16 protein-coding genes and 1 riboswitch are annotated in these 16,619 nt (G+C 57.8%); of the genes, 9 read left to right on the top strand and 7 right to left on the bottom strand.

The features are described from left to right. Positions 1–48: 48 nt before the first annotated feature. Positions 49–525, bottom strand: coding sequence for a kinase inhibitor (locus tag ACSIPU_RS07925; RefSeq protein WP_016808907.1), 477 nt, complete (start codon positions 523–525; stop codon positions 49–51). Positions 526–594: 69 nt separating this feature from the next. After that, positions 595–1,884 carry an adenosylmethionine--8-amino-7-oxononanoate transaminase gene (bioA, locus tag ACSIPU_RS07920; protein ID WP_024273937.1) on the bottom strand — a complete coding sequence of 430 codons (1,290 nt, stop codon included), beginning with the start codon at positions 1,882–1,884 and terminating at the stop codon, positions 595–597. A 207-nt stretch (positions 1,885–2,091) separates the two neighbouring features. On the opposite strand from bioA, the gene bioB reads away from it, so the two are divergent. Genes bioB through bioD form a run of 4 tightly spaced genes read left to right on the top strand, consistent with a single transcriptional unit; the run spans position 2,092 to position 5,740 of the window. Continuing rightward, a complete protein-coding gene (gene bioB / locus ACSIPU_RS07915) occupies positions 2,092–3,132 on the top strand; it encodes a biotin synthase BioB (protein WP_004111537.1) in 1,041 nt (346 codons plus the stop codon). After that, a complete protein-coding gene (bioF, locus tag ACSIPU_RS07910) occupies positions 3,129–4,286 on the top strand; it encodes an 8-amino-7-oxononanoate synthase (RefSeq protein ID WP_004100411.1) in 1,158 nt (385 codons plus the stop codon). The genes bioB and bioF overlap by 4 nt, the downstream gene beginning before the upstream one ends. Next, a complete protein-coding gene (gene bioC, locus ACSIPU_RS07905) occupies positions 4,270–5,025 on the top strand; it encodes a malonyl-ACP O-methyltransferase BioC (protein ID WP_004100413.1) in 756 nt (251 codons plus the stop codon). The genes bioF and bioC overlap by 17 nt, the downstream gene beginning before the upstream one ends. Beyond that, positions 5,018–5,740, top strand: a complete 723-nt coding sequence (bioD, locus tag ACSIPU_RS07900; RefSeq protein ID WP_004100415.1) for a dethiobiotin synthase — start codon at positions 5,018–5,020, stop codon at positions 5,738–5,740. Before bioC ends, bioD begins: the two co-directional genes overlap by 8 nt. On the opposite strand, the gene ACSIPU_RS07895 is transcribed toward bioD, so the two are convergent. Then, positions 5,682–6,404, bottom strand: coding sequence for an ABC transporter ATP-binding protein (locus ACSIPU_RS07895; protein WP_004100417.1), 723 nt, complete (start codon positions 6,402–6,404; stop codon positions 5,682–5,684). The genes bioD and ACSIPU_RS07895 overlap by 59 nt on opposite strands. Before the next feature lie 711 nt (positions 6,405–7,115). Here ACSIPU_RS07895 and uvrB point away from each other — a divergent pair. Beyond that, complete coding sequence (gene uvrB, locus ACSIPU_RS07890) at positions 7,116–9,131, top strand: excinuclease ABC subunit UvrB (protein WP_004100419.1); 2,016 nt, start codon at positions 7,116–7,118, stop codon at positions 9,129–9,131. Between the two features lie 310 nt (positions 9,132–9,441). Here the strand turns inward: uvrB and pmrB are convergent, their stop codons facing one another. The 4 genes from pmrB to yvcK all read right to left on the bottom strand — a co-directional run bounded on the left by pmrB (position 9,442) and on the right by yvcK (position 13,871). Next, on the bottom strand, positions 9,442–10,539 hold the full coding sequence (gene pmrB / locus ACSIPU_RS07885) for a two-component system sensor histidine kinase PmrB (RefSeq protein WP_004111547.1): 1,098 nt from the start codon (positions 10,537–10,539) through the stop codon (positions 9,442–9,444). A gap of 4 nt (positions 10,540–10,543) precedes the next feature. After that, positions 10,544–11,215 (bottom strand): two-component system response regulator PmrA, encoded by a 672-nt coding sequence (gene pmrA / locus ACSIPU_RS07880; protein WP_017146306.1) that lies wholly within the window; start codon positions 11,213–11,215, stop codon positions 10,544–10,546. Next, positions 11,212–12,855, bottom strand: a complete 1,644-nt coding sequence (eptA, locus tag ACSIPU_RS07875; RefSeq protein ID WP_017146305.1) for a phosphoethanolamine transferase EptA — start codon at positions 12,853–12,855, stop codon at positions 11,212–11,214. The genes pmrA and eptA overlap by 4 nt, the downstream gene beginning before the upstream one ends. Before the next feature lie 110 nt (positions 12,856–12,965). Further along, positions 12,966–13,871, bottom strand: a complete 906-nt coding sequence (gene yvcK, locus ACSIPU_RS07870; RefSeq protein ID WP_004100435.1) for a uridine diphosphate-N-acetylglucosamine-binding protein YvcK — start codon at positions 13,869–13,871, stop codon at positions 12,966–12,968. A 365-nt stretch (positions 13,872–14,236) separates the two neighbouring features. Beyond that, positions 14,237–14,375, top strand: a riboswitch (molybdenum cofactor riboswitch). Between yvcK and moaA the strand changes: the two genes are divergently transcribed. The 4 genes from moaA to moaD all read left to right on the top strand — a co-directional run bounded on the left by moaA (position 14,363) and on the right by moaD (position 16,619). Continuing rightward, a complete protein-coding gene (gene moaA / locus ACSIPU_RS07865; protein WP_004111553.1) occupies positions 14,363–15,352 on the top strand; it encodes a GTP 3',8-cyclase MoaA in 990 nt (329 codons plus the stop codon). (Overlaps the previous riboswitch by 13 nt.) Positions 15,353–15,373: 21 nt before the next feature. After that, a complete protein-coding gene (gene moaB, locus ACSIPU_RS07860) occupies positions 15,374–15,886 on the top strand; it encodes a molybdenum cofactor biosynthesis protein B (protein WP_004100439.1) in 513 nt (170 codons plus the stop codon). A gap of 3 nt (positions 15,887–15,889) precedes the next feature. Next, a complete protein-coding gene (moaC, locus tag ACSIPU_RS07855) occupies positions 15,890–16,378 on the top strand; it encodes a cyclic pyranopterin monophosphate synthase MoaC (protein WP_004100440.1) in 489 nt (162 codons plus the stop codon). Then, positions 16,371–16,619 carry a molybdopterin synthase sulfur carrier subunit gene (gene moaD, locus ACSIPU_RS07850; RefSeq protein ID WP_023320611.1) on the top strand — a complete coding sequence of 83 codons (249 nt, stop codon included), beginning with the start codon at positions 16,371–16,373 and terminating at the stop codon, positions 16,617–16,619. The genes moaC and moaD overlap by 8 nt, the downstream gene beginning before the upstream one ends.

Below are 16,619 nucleotides of genomic sequence, written 5' to 3'. Positions count from 1 at the left end.
TGCGGATTTTGTAGCCCGGACCGGTGCGCAGTACCGCCTCCGGGATCGTTAGCTAAACAGGGCGGTAATCGACGCGCTGCCGAGGCTGTGGAAATGGACGTTAAAGCCGACCATCGCGCCGCTTGCGCCCTCATCGACTGCAATTTTTTCGACGTCCAGCGCGTGGACGGTAAAGATATAACGATGGGTCTCGCCCTTCGGCGGCGCTGCGCCGCCGTATCCGGTCTGACCGAAATCGGTACGAGTCTGAATCGCCTCTTCGGGCAGTTCGGCCTGGCCGGAACCGGCTCCCTGCGGTAACACGCGGGTATCGGCGGGAAGGTTGGCCACCAGCCAGTGCCACCAGCCGGAACCGGTCGGCGCATCGGGATCGAAACAGGTCACCACAAAGCTTTTAGTGCCGGCCGGCACCTCATCCCACGCCAGGTGCGGTGAAATATTATCGCCATCGTAGCCCATGCCGTTGAAGACATGGCGATTAGGCAGCTTCTCGCCGTCCTGCAAATCATGACTGATTAATTTCATCGTCTCTCCTCGCATTAATTCACTGATTAGCAAAGAAGTGTAGCGCGTGCGCCGCGCCTTTACCGTCTCTTATTCGCTAAAAAATGTTTCATCCTGAACGGCGATGTTAACCGCCCGCGTCAGGCGGCTTAGCTGCTCCGGCGTAATGATGTACGGCGGCATCAGATAGATCAGGCGACCGAACGGACGTATCCACACGCCTTGTTCGACGAAGAAGCGCTGCAGGGCGGCCATATTAACCGGTCGATGCGTCTCAACCACGCCAATCGCCCCTAAGACCCGCACGTCGGCAACCTGTTCAGATTCGCGCGCCGGGGCCAGCTCGGCGTTGAGCTGCACTCCGATCCCCGCCACCTGCTGCTGCCACTCGCCGCTTTCCAGCAGACGCAGACTCTCGGTCGCCACCGCGCAGGCCAGCGGATTGCCCATAAAGGTCGGTCCGTGCATAAAGCAGCCCGCTTCACCGTCGCTGATGGTTTCCGCCACCTGACGCGTGGTGAGGGTGGCGGAGAGCGTCATGGTACCGCCGGTTAGCGCTTTGCCAAGGCACAGAATATCCGCCGTAATCCCCGCGTGCTCGCAGGCAAACAGCTTACCGGTGCGGCCGAACCCGGTGGCAATCTCATCGGCGATCAGCAGGATACCTTCGCGATCGCACATTCTGCGGATCCGCCGGAGCCACTCGGGATGGTACATCCGCATTCCGCCCGCGCCCTGAACAATCGGCTCGAGGATCACCGCGGCGATTTCATGACGATGGGCGGCCATCAGTCGGGCGAACGGCGCCATATCCCGCTCATCCCAGTCGCCGTCGAAGCGGCTCTGCGGCGCCGGGGCGAAGAGGTTATCCGGCAAATAACCTTGCCACAGGCTGTGCATTGAGTTCGTCGGATCGCAGACCGACATCGCGCCGAAGGTATCGCCGTGATAGCCGTTGCGGAAAGTAAGAAAGCGCCGGCGCGGGTCGCCCTTCGCCTGCCAGTACTGTAGCGCCATTTTCATCGCCACTTCGACGGCAACGGAGCCGGAATCGGCGAGGAACACGCACTCAAGGCTTTCCGGGGTCATCGCCACCAGCTGGCGGCACAGGGCCACCGCCGAAGGGTGGGTTATCCCACCAAACATGACGTGCGACATCTGGTCGATCTGCGCTTTCATCGCCGCATTCAGGCGCGGGTGATTGTAGCCATGAATCGCCGCCCACCAGGACGACATGCCGTCAACCAGCTGCTCGCCGCCGGCGAGGGTCAGCTCGCAGCCGTGGGCGGCCACTACCGGATAGACCGGCAGCGGTGAAGTCATTGAAGTGTAAGGGTGCCAGATGTGGCGCCGATCGAAAGCGAGATCGTCCGTTGTCATAATCGACTTGTAAACCATTTTGAAAACATTTAGGTTTACAAGTCTACACTGAACTTACAATGAATCGTACACAAAATATTTCGCGCAGCATCGAGGCGGCAAACGAGAAAACCCCATGAGCAAAGTTCACTATGTGACTGGGGTGCGCGAGTGCAGCCAACAAAGAGGCTGTGTGAAATAGAACGTGTACGACTTTTGGAGAGGCTAATGGCTCACCACCCACGTTGGACAATGTCGCAAGTCACTGAGTTATTTAATAAACCATTTCTGGATCTGCTGTTTGAAGCGCAGCAGGTCCACCGTCAACACTTCGACCCGCGCCAGGTTCAGGTCAGCACGCTGCTGTCGATTAAGACCGGCGCCTGCCCGGAAGATTGCAAATACTGCCCGCAAAGCGCGCGCTATAAAACCGGCCTTGAATCCGAACGCCTGATGGAGGTTGAGCAGGTGCTGGAGTCGGCGCGGCAGGCGAAACAAGCCGGTTCAACCCGCTTCTGTATGGGCGCGGCGTGGAAGAACCCGAACGATCGCGATATGCCGTATCTTGAGCAGATGGTAAAAGGGGTGAAAGCGCTGGGGCTGGAGGCATGTATGACGCTTGGCACGCTGAACGAGAGCCAGGCGCAGCGTCTGGCAGGCGCCGGCCTGGATTACTACAACCACAACCTCGATACCTCGCCGGAGTTCTACGGCAATATTATTACCACCCGCACTTATCAGGAGCGCCTCGATACCCTCGACAAAGTGCGCGATGCCGGAATTAAAGTGTGCTCCGGCGGTATTGTCGGGCTCGGGGAAACGGTCAAAGACCGTGCCGGGCTGCTGCTGCAGTTGGCCAATCTGCCGACGCCGCCGGAAAGCGTGCCGATCAATATGCTGGTAAAGGTCAAAGGCACGCCGCTGGCGGATAATGACGACGTTGATGCCTTTGATTTTATTCGTACTATCGCCATTGCGCGCATCATGATGCCGACCTCGCACGTGCGCCTTTCCGCCGGTCGCGAACAGATGAACGAACAGACCCAGGCGATGTGCTTTATGGCCGGGGCGAACTCGATTTTCTACGGCTGCAAGCTGCTGACCACGCCAAACCCGGAAGAGGATAAAGACCTGCAGCTGTTCCGCAAGCTGGGGATCAACCCGCAGCAGACCGCGGTGCTGGAAGGCGATAACGCCCAACAGCAGCGCCTGGAGCAGGCGTTGATGAACCCGGATACCGAGGAATATTACAACGCGGCGGCGCTATGAGCTGGCAGCACCGTATCGAACAAGCGCTGGCGGAGCGGCAGGCGGCGGATGCGTTGCGCCGTCGCCTGCCGGTGACCCAGGGCGCAGGACGCTGGCTTATTCGTGAAGGGCAGCGCTGGCTCAATTTTTCCAGCAACGATTATCTGGGCCTCAGTCAGCATCCAACGATCGTCAAGGCCTGGCAGCAGGGCGCGGAGCGCTACGGCGTCGGCAGCGGCGGTTCCGGCCACGTCAGCGGCTACAGCGAGGCGCACCACGTGCTGGAAGACCAGCTGGCCGACTGGCTGGGCTATCCGCGCGCGCTGCTGTTTATTTCCGGCTTTGCCGCGAATCAGGCGGTGATTGCCGCTCTCGCGGGCAAAGAGGATCGGATTGTCGCCGATCGTCTCAGCCACGCCTCGTTGCTGGAAGCCGCCAGCCTTAGCCCGGCGCAGCTGCGGCGTTTTCAGCACAATGACTCCCGACATCTGCGGGAACTGCTGGCGAAACCGCTATCCGGTCAGCAGCTGGTGGTGACTGAAGGCATTTTTAGCATGGACGGCGATAGCGCGCCGCTGGCGGAGGTTCAGCAAGCGTCGCGGGAGGCCGGGGCGCTTCTGCTGGTTGACGACGCGCACGGTATCGGCGCGCTCGGCGAAGAGGGGCGAGGCAGCTGTTATAGCCAGCAGGTTCATCCGGATTTGCTGATCGTCACCTTCGGTAAAGCGTTTGGCGTCAGCGGGGCGGCGGTCCTCTGTAGCGAAGCGCTGGCGGATTATCTGCTGCAGTTTGCCCGCCATCTCATTTACAGCACCGCCATGCCCCCGGCGCAGGCAGTGGCGCTCAGCGCCGCGCTTGAGGTGATACGTAGCGACGATGGCCGGCAGCGGCGGGAAAAGCTGGCTGGCCATATTGCAGATTTTCGCCGCGAAATGACCCATTATTCCGGCGAACTGACCCATTCTGACAGCGCGATTCAGCCGCTGATCGTCGGCGATAACGCTCGCGCGCTGCGGCTGGCAGCCTGTCTACGCGAGCGCGGCTGCTGGGCGACGGCAATCCGCCCGCCGACGGTTCCCGTCGGTAGCGCCCGCCTGCGCCTGACGTTGACCGCTGCGCACGATTCCGCCGATATTGCCCGGCTGCTGGAGGTACTGCATGACGGTGGTGAATAAACGCGCGGTAGCGGCGGCGTTTGGCCGCGCGGCGGGACAGTACGCCCTGCATGACGAATTACAGCGGCGTAGCGCCTCTCTGCTGCTGGCGCAGCTCGATATTAAAACCTTCCCCGAGGTGCTGGACGCGGGTTGCGGTCCCGGTAGCATGAGCCGCTTCTGGCTTGATGCGGGGAGTCGGGTGACGGCGCTGGACCTTTCCGTCGACATGCTGGCTGAAGCCCGCCGCGGCGGCTGCGCGCATCGCTACGTCGAAGGCGACATCGAAGCGCTGCCGCTGGCGAACGGCTGCGTCGACCTGGCGTGGAGCAACCTGGCGGTGCAGTGGTGCGACAACCTCGTCACCGCCCTTGACGAACTTTCCCGGGTGGTGCGGCCCGGCGGACGCGTGGCGTTCAGCACCCTACTGGCGGGCTCTTTGCCGGAGCTGAACCAGGCCTGGCGAGCTATCGATGAGCAGCCGCACGCCAACCGTTTTCTCAGCGAGCAGGCGGTGCGTGATGCGCTGGCCGGTCGCCGCGCGACCGGCCGCGTCCATGCCATTACGCTGCCGTTTACCGATGCGCTCAGCGCGATGCGCTCGCTGAAAGGCATCGGCGCTACCCATCTGCACCACGGACGCAGCCCTGCGCCGCTCAGCCGCGGTAAGCTGCGGCAGCTTCAGCTCGCCTGGCCGCAGCAGCAGGGACAAAGTCCGCTGACGTACCAACTTTTTACAGGAGTCATCGAACGTGATTAAACGTTTTTTCGTTACCGGTACCGACACCGAAGTGGGGAAAACCGTCGCCAGCTGCGCGCTGCTGCAGGCGGCTAACCGCGCGGGATTTCATAGCGCGGGCTATAAACCGGTGGCCTCCGGCAGCGACCATACGGCGCAGGGATTGCGCAATGAAGATGCGTTGGCCCTGCAGCGCAATAGCCGCGCGGTGCTGCGCTACGAACAGGTTAATCCCTTTACCTTTGCCGAGCCGACCTCGCCGCATATCATTAGCGCCGATGAAGGGAGGCCGATTGACGCCGCCGCGATCTCTGCGGGTCTGCGCGAACTGGAGGAACGGTCTGATTGGGTACTGGTGGAAGGGGCGGGGGGCTGGTTTACGCCGCTGTCAGAAACGCTGACCTTTGCCGATTGGGTACAGGCGGAGCGGCTACCGGTGATTCTCGTCGTCGGGGTCAAGCTGGGGTGCATCAACCACGCGATGCTGACCGCACAGGCGGTGCAGCAGGCCGGACTGCCGCTGGCGGGATGGATCGCCAACGATATCCAGCCGCCGGGCAAGCGTCACTCTGAATATCTGGCAACGCTAGAGCGCGTACTGCCCGCGCCGCTGCTTGGAGAAATTCCGTGGCTGGCGAATGCGCAGCAGCGCGAGGATCTCGGCCAGTATCTCGATCTCAGCGCGCTGGATCCGGCGTCATCCATTTTGCCAGCAGCGGCGCATCCAACTGCATAACGTCGCCCTGGGCCACGCTGCGTCCGCAGTGCAGGAGACAGAAACGATCCGCCACCCGACGGATAAACGGCAGGTGTTGTTCGGCGATCAGCACCGTCAGGCCAATATCGCGGTTCAACCGTACCAGTAAATCCCCGAGCTTGTGCAAAAAGCGCGGGCCGCCGCCGCGTGAGGGTTCGTCGAGGATCAGCAGGCGCGGGCGGGTTATCAACGCCCTCGCCAGCGCGAGCTGGTACTGGTCGTCGGCGGTCAGGGTAATCCCTTTACTTTGGCGCAGCGCGTAAAGCTCCGGAAAGAGCTCATAAATCTCTCCGGCCATGCCCGATGCGGATTCGCCGCCCGCAGCAAGGGCTATATGCAGATTTTCCTCAACGCTTAGCTGCGAAAAAATACGTTTATCCTGCGGGACGTACCCTATACCGATAGCGCTGCGCGACTGGGCGGAGAGCGGCATCAGGTCATAAGGAGCCGCCCCCGCGTCCTGCCAGGTCATACTGCCGCTGGCGACCGGCAGATGCCCGGTAATACAGTTAACCAGCGTGGTTTTACCCATGCCCTGACGCCCCATCACGCAGGTGCATTTCCCCGGCCAGAGTTCAAGGTCAACATTCCATAGCGTGTGCTGGCTTCCGTAATAGTGATTCACGGCACGTAGACTCAACATAGACGTTTTCTCCTTTCCTGAGATATCAGGCGACGAGAAGATGCTGCAAATCTCTTGCCAGGAAAAAGAACTCTCGGTTTTTGCCGTTGAATGCAGGCGGCGGCGTCAGAAAGCGGACGGCGCTTGCACTTTCCCGGTGCCCGCGCGCTGGAATGTGGTGCAAAAAATAATAAAAAATCCAGCTAATCTTTGCCGATAAACAGCAAAAAAAATTCAATAAAATTTTTTCGCAGCGGGTTTTGCCGGTCCGCTCGGTTTTGTTCGGGTGGCTTGGGTCAGGGGCTGCAGACAGTTATCCACTATTCCTGTGGATAACCTTGTGTATTAGAGTTAGAAAACTTGCGGTAAGCTAGAGACTACGCGGCCTGCGGGCGAATTGACGCGAAACCCGTCTTTTATTAAATTTCATTATATTTCAAATGCTTAAATAAAAGCAATGCCTGTAAGAAAAGTGTCACCGGCTGCCATAAAACATTCATCCACTCGCTTGACAAATGTTAAATGTCAATACTTTCTGGGGATAACCCCACAGAGTGGTGGATTATGCGCAAAAGCGCTATTTATTCGTCTATTCTGACGGCAAAAAGGGCTGATTCGCCCGGATACGATAATAGGATACTGTTTTTATATCCAGTATTTTTTATTGGCAAAAGCTGTGCTGGCGAGTAGAATTAAAGACCTGCCGTTCAACCCTTCTTCAGGTCCTGATAGATGAGTAAACCGTTCAAGCTGCATTCTGCTTTCCGTCCCTCCGGCGACCAGCCGGAAGCCATTCGTCGCCTGGAAGAGGGGCTGGAAGATGGCCTGGCGCATCAAACGCTGCTCGGGGTGACCGGCTCAGGTAAAACTTTTACCATCGCCAACGTCATTGCCGACCTGCAGCGCCCGACGATGGTGCTGGCGCCGAACAAAACGCTGGCGGCGCAGCTATACGGCGAGATGAAAGAGTTCTTCCCGGAGAACGCGGTGGAGTATTTCGTCTCGTACTACGACTACTATCAGCCGGAAGCCTATGTGCCAAGCTCGGACACCTTCATCGAGAAAGATGCTTCGGTAAACGAACATATTGAACAGATGCGTCTGTCGGCAACCAAAGCGCTGCTGGAGCGTCGTGACGTGGTGGTGGTTGCCTCGGTCTCCGCCATCTACGGTCTCGGCGATCCGGACCTCTATCTGAAGATGATGCTGCACCTGACGGTCGGCATGATCATCGACCAGCGCGCCATTTTGCGCCGCCTGGCTGAACTGCAGTATACCCGCAACGATCAGGCCTTCCAGCGGGGTACCTTCCGCGTGCGCGGCGAGGTGATCGATATCTTCCCGGCGGAGTCTGACGACGTCGCGCTGCGCGTAGAGCTGTTCGATGAAGAAGTCGAGCGCCTGTCGCTGTTCGACCCGCTCACCGGCCACATCGAGTCGACGATCCCGCGCTTTACCGTCTACCCGAAAACCCACTACGTCACTCCGCGCGAACGTATTGTCCAGGCGATGGAAGAGATCAAAACCGAGCTGGCGGAGCGGCGTAAGGCGCTGCTGGAAAACAATAAGCTGCTGGAAGAGCAGCGCCTCAGCCAGCGTACCCAGTTCGATCTCGAAATGATGAACGAGCTAGGCTACTGCTCGGGGATTGAAAACTACTCGCGCTATCTGTCAGGGCGCGGGCCGGGCGAGCCGCCGCCCACGCTGTTCGACTACCTGCCGGCGGATGGTCTGCTGGTGATTGATGAATCCCACGTCACGATTCCGCAAATCGGCGGCATGTACCGCGGAGACCGGGCGCGTAAAGAGACGCTGGTGGAGTACGGTTTCCGTCTGCCGTCCGCGCTGGATAACCGTCCGATGAAGTTTGAAGAGTTTGAGGCCCTGGCGCCGCAAACGATCTACGTTTCGGCAACGCCGGGCGCCTATGAGCTGGATAAATCCGGCGACGAAGTCGTCGACCAGGTTGTCCGCCCGACCGGGCTACTGGATCCGGTCATCGAAGTGCGCCCGGTAGCCACTCAGGTCGACGACCTGCTGTCGGAAATTCGCCTGCGTACCGCGATCAACGAGCGCGTATTGGTCACCACGCTGACCAAACGGATGGCGGAAGACTTAACCGAATATCTGGAAGAGCACGGCGAGCGGGTGCGCTACCTGCATTCGGATATCGATACCGTCGAGCGTATGGAGATTATCCGCGATCTGCGCCTCGGCGAGTTTGACGTGCTGGTAGGGATCAACCTCCTGCGTGAAGGTCTGGATATGCCGGAAGTCTCGCTGGTGGCGATCCTGGACGCCGATAAAGAAGGCTTCCTGCGCTCTGAACGCTCGCTGATTCAGACCATTGGCCGCGCGGCGCGCAACATCAACGGTAAAGCGATTCTCTATGGCGATAAAATTACGCCGTCAATGGCGAAAGCGATCGGTGAAACCGAACGTCGCCGCGAGAAGCAGCAGGCCTATAACGAAGAGCACGGTATTGTTCCGCAGGGGCTGAATAAGAAAGTGGTCGACATTCTGGCGCTCGGTCAGAATATTGCCAAAACGAAAACTAAGGGGCGCGGCAAGTCTCGCTCGCCGGTTGAGGCGGATGTCGTGGCGCTCACGCCGAAGGCGCTGCAGCAGAAGATCCACGAGCTGGAAGCGCAGATGATGCAGCACGCGCAGAATCTGGAGTTCGAAGAGGCGGCGCAAATTCGCGACCAGCTTCATCAGCTGCGCGATCTGTTTATCGCCGCTTCGTAGCGGAGTTGCCAGATAAATATCGCCCGGGCTTTACCGGTGCTTCAGGGGGGACGGGCGGTGTTTTTCGTGGGGCGGGTAAGGCGTTAGCCACCACCCGAGAGAAAAGCGAGCGCATGAGCCAAAACGAGGCGCAACACGTTTTGTCTATTTATTGCCCCTCTGTCGCGATTTTCCGTGATGCTTAATGTTGGCTTAATATTGTTTGGCGAAACTATCCTCAATCTACTGAGGATAGCGCCATGCAAAAATTAACCTTCCGCGAATATCTGGCAGTCACCTGCGCTTTTGTTATCGTCGTTGCCTTTTTTCATCAATGGGTGCTGACGTTCTGACGGACCGTGTCGGGAAAAAGCACCCACGCGCGAACGCCGGGCCCGGGCTGACGGTTATGTAAAAAGAACTGGGCGTCGTGCAGCTGGGCGATGCGGGTGACGATGCTTAACCCGAGCCCGATACCACCGTAGCGGCTGTCCATGCGGACGAACGCTTTGCTCAATTCACCGCTTTTGGCCTCATCAATGCCCGGACCTTCATCTTCTACCGCCAGAACCGGCGTGGAGCCGGGGGCTATCGACACTTTAATCGTTGAACCCGTCGGGCTGTAACGATGCGCGTTTTCTACCAGATTGCGTAAAATCACCTGCACCAGCGTGGCGTCACCTGACACTATCGCTTCACCCTCTTTGTCGCTGACCACCAGCTTTTGCTGACGCTGTTCCAGCATCGTCTCCAGTTCGCTGCGCAGCGGCTCGATCACATCTTCCTTCAGCCTGACCTGCTGATAGCTGCCGGCGGAGAAAGACTGGCCGACCCGCGCCAGCTGAAGCAGTTGATTAATGCTGTTGGTCATCTGATCGAGGCGCTGGATCAGCGGGGCGACGCTTACGCCATGCACTTTCGCCAGCAGCTCCAGATGCAGACGCAATCCGGCCAGGGGCGTGCGCAGCTCATGGGCGACGTCGGCGGTAAACAGGCGTTCGCGATCGAGCGTTAAGTTAAGGCGGGAGACCAGCTGATTAATCGCGGTAGTGACCGCGGTGACTTCGGGCACCGACTCTTGCAGGGCGATAGGCCGCAGGTTATCCGGGGTACGGCTTTCAAGTTCCTGCTGGAGGCGGGATAGCGGCCTGGTGATTTTTTTCACCGCCAGCAGGGAGATATAGAGCGCCAGGCCGATAATCAGCAGGCTCGGGATCAGCAGACTGGCTACCGCTTCACGAACCTCATGCTCAATATGCTTCTGATTATTATGACCTTCGATGGCGCTGGCCACCAGCAGCTGAATCTGTTCCTGGCTTTCATGCCACAGCCAGAACACGCTGATGAGCTGGCAAACCGCCAGTATCGCGCCAATGGTCAGCAGCAGCCGATGGCGCATGGTCCAGTTTTTACTGACAAACAGAGCCATAGCGTTATTCGGCTCCTGTATTATCGACCAGCATATAGCCGAAGCCGCGGACGGTGCGGATCCGCGATTTACCCACCTTATCGCGTAAATTATGGATATGCACTTCCAGCGTATTAGTGGCCGGTTCGTTGTCCCAGCTGTAGATATCGTTATAAAGAATTTCGCGGTGTACCGGACTGCCCGCCTTCATCATCAGGCGGGAGAGCAGCGCGTACTCTTTCGGGGTTAGATCCAGGGACTGTTCGCCGAGCCAGACCAGCCGCCGGGTGACGTTCAGGCGCAGGTTACCGATAGTCAGCTCGTTATCGCCCTGATTGTTGTGGCGACGCAGCAGGGCGCGGATGCGCGCGTTAAGCTCTTCAAGAGCGAAGGGTTTAACCAGATAGTCATCCGCGCCGGTATCCAGGCCGCTAATACGTTCATCGACGGTATCGCGGGCGGTGAGGATCAGCACCGGCTGGCTAAACTTCTCTCGCCGCATGCGTGCCAGAAAGTGCAGGCCGTCCTCATCGGGCAGCCCGAGGTCAAGCACCATCAGACTGTAGTGGTTGCTGGCCAGCGAGAGCGCGGCTTCGTGGGCGGTAGAGACGCCGTCGCACACGTAGCCCTCGCTTTGCATCGCCAGAATTAATCCTTGTAACAGGAGCGCATCGTCTTCAATGACTAAAATTTTCATCGGCCTGCCTCTCTACATGGCGTTAAAATATCGTCTGTTGCCTGGTACTCGTGAGTGCTGACCCCGAGCAGACCGAGCAGGGTGGAGAAAAGGTTATCCTGCGAATACGTTTGGGTTTTCGCTTTTTGCTGCAAACACTGGCTGGAGACCCCATAGCGCTGTTGATAATCCGCTGACAACCACAGCAGCATGGGCACATGTTTTTGCGTATCCGGCGCAATGGACCACGGCAGCCCGTGCAAATACACCCCATCCTCGCCAAGCGACTCTCCGTGATCCGAGAGATATACCAGGCTGGTGGTAAATTTATCCTGCTTCGACTGCAGTAATTTTATCGCTTTGTCGACCACATAATCGACATACAAAATCGTGTTGTCGTAGGTATTAGTGAGCTGTTGCTGGGTGCAGCTCTGGATCTCATTGGTATCGCAGGTCGGCGTAAACTGTTTAAACTGCGCCGGATAGCGATTGTAGTAGGTCGGCCCGTGGCTGCCGATGGTATGCAGAACGATAATCCCGTCCTGCTGTAGATTATCGATATAGCTATCCAGATTATGGAACAGCACTTCGTCGTAGCACTCGCCGTCGATGCACTGGCCGCTCAGCTTAAGATCGGTGACGTTTTCGTGCGGCACCCGGTCGCAGGCCCCTTTACAGCCGCCGTCGTTGTCATTCCACTGCACTTTAATTCCCGCCCGTTGCAGGATATCCAGCACGCCTTCCTGATGATGCGCCAGCTCTTCATCATAGTGGGCGCGCGGCATATTAGAGAACATGCAGGGGACGGAAACCGCGGTAGCGGTGCCGCAGGAAGTCGTATTAGCGAAATAGATCACGTTATCCTGCTTCAGACGCGGGTTGGTCTCGCGAGAGTAGCCGTTCAGGGAGAAGTTGGCCGCCCGCGAAGTTTCACCTAACACTACAATGGTCAGATTTTTCCGCGGTCCGCTGCGCATCTGCGGCTTCTGAACGGCGTCTTCGCCAATTTTGACCAGCGGAAGATTGTCCATTCTGTTATGCGCATACCATGAATTCACCGCCACAATGCTGTTTGACGGGCTCAGGGACTTTACCAGCTCTTTGTTGTTGCGAAACAGCGAAGCGTAATCTTTATAGAAGAGGGCGGCGACCAGAATAATCAGCAGCGCTGAAACCGCGATGCTCACCAGCCGTACGGCAAGACTGCGCCAAAGCGTCTGCGGTTTGCGAATTTTGATCCACCATGCCGCGACGACGGCCAGAATGCCGGAAAGCCCCAGTATCAGCACCATTTTCCCGGAGAGCAGCGCAAAGCTCTCCGCGGGCGTGGTATCGAAAATATTGGTAATCATCGCCCGATCGATAACCACCCCGAAGGTCCAGATAAAATACTGGGCCGAGGCGCTGAGCAAAATAAACAGGCTAACCACGAGGCGGTCGAGCTTCAGGAACGAGGCGAGAGTGGTGATGATATTCATCACGCTGATGGCCACTATCGGCATACTGAGGAATACCAGCCAGTTATGCAGACCGTTAACCGGCAGCAGGGTAAATGCCTGGCGATAGAAAGCAAGATTCAGCGCGAGGCCGATATAGCAGGCGAACAGAAGCAAATAGGCCGTACGGCTGAGTACCGGCCGACGTAAAGAAAATAACGACATAGCGAACGTCCACATGAAGAGATGTTCGCTATCCTGCCGATTCTTTTTTAAGACAACCTTAAGATTTTAAGCCAGCCAGCTTTTGCCGCCACAATTAAGCCGCTTGAGGATTAACCTAACGCCTGAATGGCCTGTTCCAGCGCGTTGCGTAATAGCTGCCGATCGTGGCGATAGGGCACATCGCTGGCGTCCAGCGGCGTCTGAATGATGACCCGCTGTTCAACCCCTGCGGTATCGGCTTTCGGGCCGACAACCAGCGCGTCAATTACTCGTTTGCCGATTTGTTGCTCCATAATGGCGACCCTGTCGGCCAGCGTCAGGCTGGCCGCCGGGCTATGCTCTTTGCCGAGGTTATCGATAAATACCATTGGCGCGGGCGTGCGGCGCAGCGCTTGCGCCAGTTCATCAAGCAGCAAAATCGGCATCAGGCTGGTATAGAAACTGCCGGGGCCAATGAGGATTAAATCGGCTTCGGCGATAGCTTCTAGCGCCTCCCGGGTTGTGGGCACCGGCGGGGAGAGCATAAGCTCGCGCGGTACGCAGGCCAACTGATCGATATTGACTTCGCCGTAAATTTCGTGCCCGTCCTGATCGATAGCCATCAGATCGACCGGCTGTTCCGACATCGGGATCAGAAACGCATCGACCTTCAGTAAATTGCGGATCAAATTGATCGCTTCAAGCGGCCGAACGCTCAGATGATCGAGGGCCTTAAGCATCAGGTTTCCGAGGTTATGCCCGGAAAGTTCGCCGTTACCGCTAAAACGGTATTCAAACATCGCCGAGGCCACGCTGGGTTCAGCAATTAACTGATTAATACAGTTGCGCATATCGCCCCAGGCGATGCCGCCTTCCGCGCGGCGAATACGTCCTGTTGATCCGCCGTTATCGGTTGTAGTCACAATGCCCGTCAGGCGCGAACCCAGCGAAGAAAGCGATGACATTACCCGTCCCAGCCCGTGTCCGCCGCCGAGAGCCACAACGCGATCAAGATCGGCGAAAGTACGATTGCGCATAAAAATCCTTATCTCAATTAATCGGGCTCACAGTAACTGATTTCACCTTAAAAAACGATGTCCGTTCTCTCCGGGCATGAAGGATATTTTAGCGTGGCAATGGCGAGAATATCAGCGTACTGGTGAATTCCCGCCGATTGCCAGGGTGATATTTTTACAGCTTTTGCGCTCCAGATAACCTACTACGCGGGAAAAATAAAATACTCAACGGGTCTGTTACCGCCCGAAGGCAAAGAAGGGAGGGATAAATTACGCTGCTTTCTCACACGCTTAGTCGTAAAAAAGCGAGATAAATCCGTTATATACATCGTTACATAACGAAATGTGGGTATGGCATAACCCTGGTTTCCGCGCTACTATTCGGCGTAACCCACTAACACTCTAGCCTCTGTGCCTGTGTCGAAAGATATGGTGCTTTGGCCGTGACAACTTCGGTTGCCACCAGGGCGCGAAAAGAAATGACCGCGTCTCCCGTATTTGGAAAGGTGTCTATGGCTTCACAGCTTACCGATGCATTTGCGCGGAAGTTTTACTATCTGCGTTTGTCGATTACCGACGTATGCAACTTTCGTTGCACCTACTGTCTCCCCGATGGCTATAAGCCCGGCGCCGTCACCAATAAAGGCTTTCTCAGCGTCGATGAAGTGCGTCGCGTCACGCGGGCTTTCTCCGCTCTGGGAACCGAAAAGGTGCGCCTGACCGGCGGTGAACCCTCTCTGCGACGCGATTTTACCGACATCATCGCCGCCGTGCGGGAAAACCCCTCTATTCGCCAGATTGCGGTCACCACTAACGGCTACCGGCTGGCACGGGATGTTGAAAGCTGGCGCGATGCCGGACTGACGGCGATTAACGTCAGCGTGGATAGCCTCGACGCCCGTCAGTTTCATGCTATAACCGGCCAGGACAAATTTCGTCAGGTGATGGACGGCATCGATGCCGCATTTGCCGCTGGCTTCGAAAAAGTGAAGGTCAATACCGTGCTGATGCGCGATGTTAACCATCATCAGCTTGATACCTTTCTCGCGTGGATCCAGCCGCGCCGCATTCAGCTACGTTTTATCGAATTGATGGAAACCGGCGAAGGCAGTGAACTGTTCCGCCGCCATCATATATCCGGCATGGTGCTGCGTGATGAATTGCTGCGCCGCGGCTGGATCCATCAGATCCGCCAGCGCAGCGATGGTCCGGCGCAGGTGTTTTGCCACCCCGACTATGCCGGGGAAATCGGCCTGATCATGCCTTATGAAAAAGACTTCTGCGCCACCTGCAACCGTCTGCGCGTCTCTTCCGTAGGAAAACTGCACCTGTGCCTGTTTGGCGAAGGCGGCGTCGATCTGCGCGATCTGCTTGCCGATGAGCAGCAGCAGCCGGCGCTGGAAGCGCGGATTTCCGAAGCGTTAACGCATAAAAAACAGACCCATTTCCTGCATCAGGGCAACACCGGTATTACCCAGAACCTGTCGTATATTGGCGGATAATGCATTTTAAGGAGCGATCTAATGAGTCAGGCCAGCGCTGAGTTTATCCCGACCCGTATTGCTATTCTCACCGTTTCCAGCCGACGCGGCGAAGAGGACGACACCTCCGGCCACTGGCTGCGCGATGCCGCCCAGGAGGCGGGGCACGTCATCGTCGATAAGGCGATTGTTAAAGAGAACCGCTACGCCATTCGCGCCCAGGTATCGGCGTGGATTGCCGGCGATGAGGTGCAGGTGGTGCTGATTACCGGCGGTACCGGCTTTACCGACGGCGACCAGGCGCCGGAAGCGCTGCTGCCGCTGTTTGACCGCGAGGTGGAAGGATTCGGTGAGGTATTCCGCATGCTCTCCTTTGAGGAGATTGGCACCTCGACCCTGCAATCCCGCGCCGTTGCCGGGGTAGCCAACCGCACGCTGATTTTTGCCATGCCTGGTTCAACCAAGGCCTGTCGTACCGCATGGGACAATATCATTGCGCCGCAGCTCGATGCGCGCACGCGCCCTTGCAACTTTATCTCTCATCTTAAGAAGTAGTTTATGTCACAGCTGACCCATATTAACGCCGCCGGCGAAGCACACATGGTCGATGTCTCAGGGAAAGCGGAGACGGTTCGCGAGGCGCGCGCCGAGGCCTATGTTGAAATGCAGGCGACGACGCTGGCGATGATTATCGACGGCAGTCATCACAAAGGCGACGTCTTCGCCACCGCGCGTATCGCCGGGATTCAGGCGGCCAAACGCACCTGGGAGCTGATCCCGCTTTGTCATCCGCTGATGCTGAGCAAAGTCGAAGTGAATCTGCAGGCGCAGCCCGAGCACAACCGGGTGCGTATCGAATCCCTGTGCCGTTTGACCGGTAAAACCGGCGTCGAGATGGAAGCTCTGACCGCCGCTTCCGTTGCCGCGCTGACCATTTACGATATGTGCAAGGCGGTGCAGAAAGATATGGTGATTGGCCCGGTGCGCCTGCTGGCGAAAAGCGGCGGTAAGTCCGGCGATTTCAGAGTGGAAGCTAGCCATGATTAAAGTTCTTTTTTTTGCCCAGGTGCGCGAACTACTCGGCACCGACTCACTGACTCTCGATCCGAACGGGCTAACTACGGTTGAAGCCGTTCGCCAGCAGCTCATCGCCCGCGGCGACCGCTGGGCGCTGGCGCTGGAAGAGGGCAAACTGCTGGCGGCGGTAAATCAGACGCTGACGACCTTTGATCATCCGCTGGCGCCCGGGGATGAAGTGGCATTTTTCCCGCCGGTTACCGGGGGCTAA

It is taken from the genome of Klebsiella sp. HN106 (assembly GCF_051209435.1).
Classification (GTDB): domain Bacteria; phylum Pseudomonadota; class Gammaproteobacteria; order Enterobacterales; family Enterobacteriaceae; genus Klebsiella; species Klebsiella oxytoca.
Note: the sequence above shows the minus strand (reverse complement) of the source record. Positions and strands in the feature narration are given on the sequence as shown.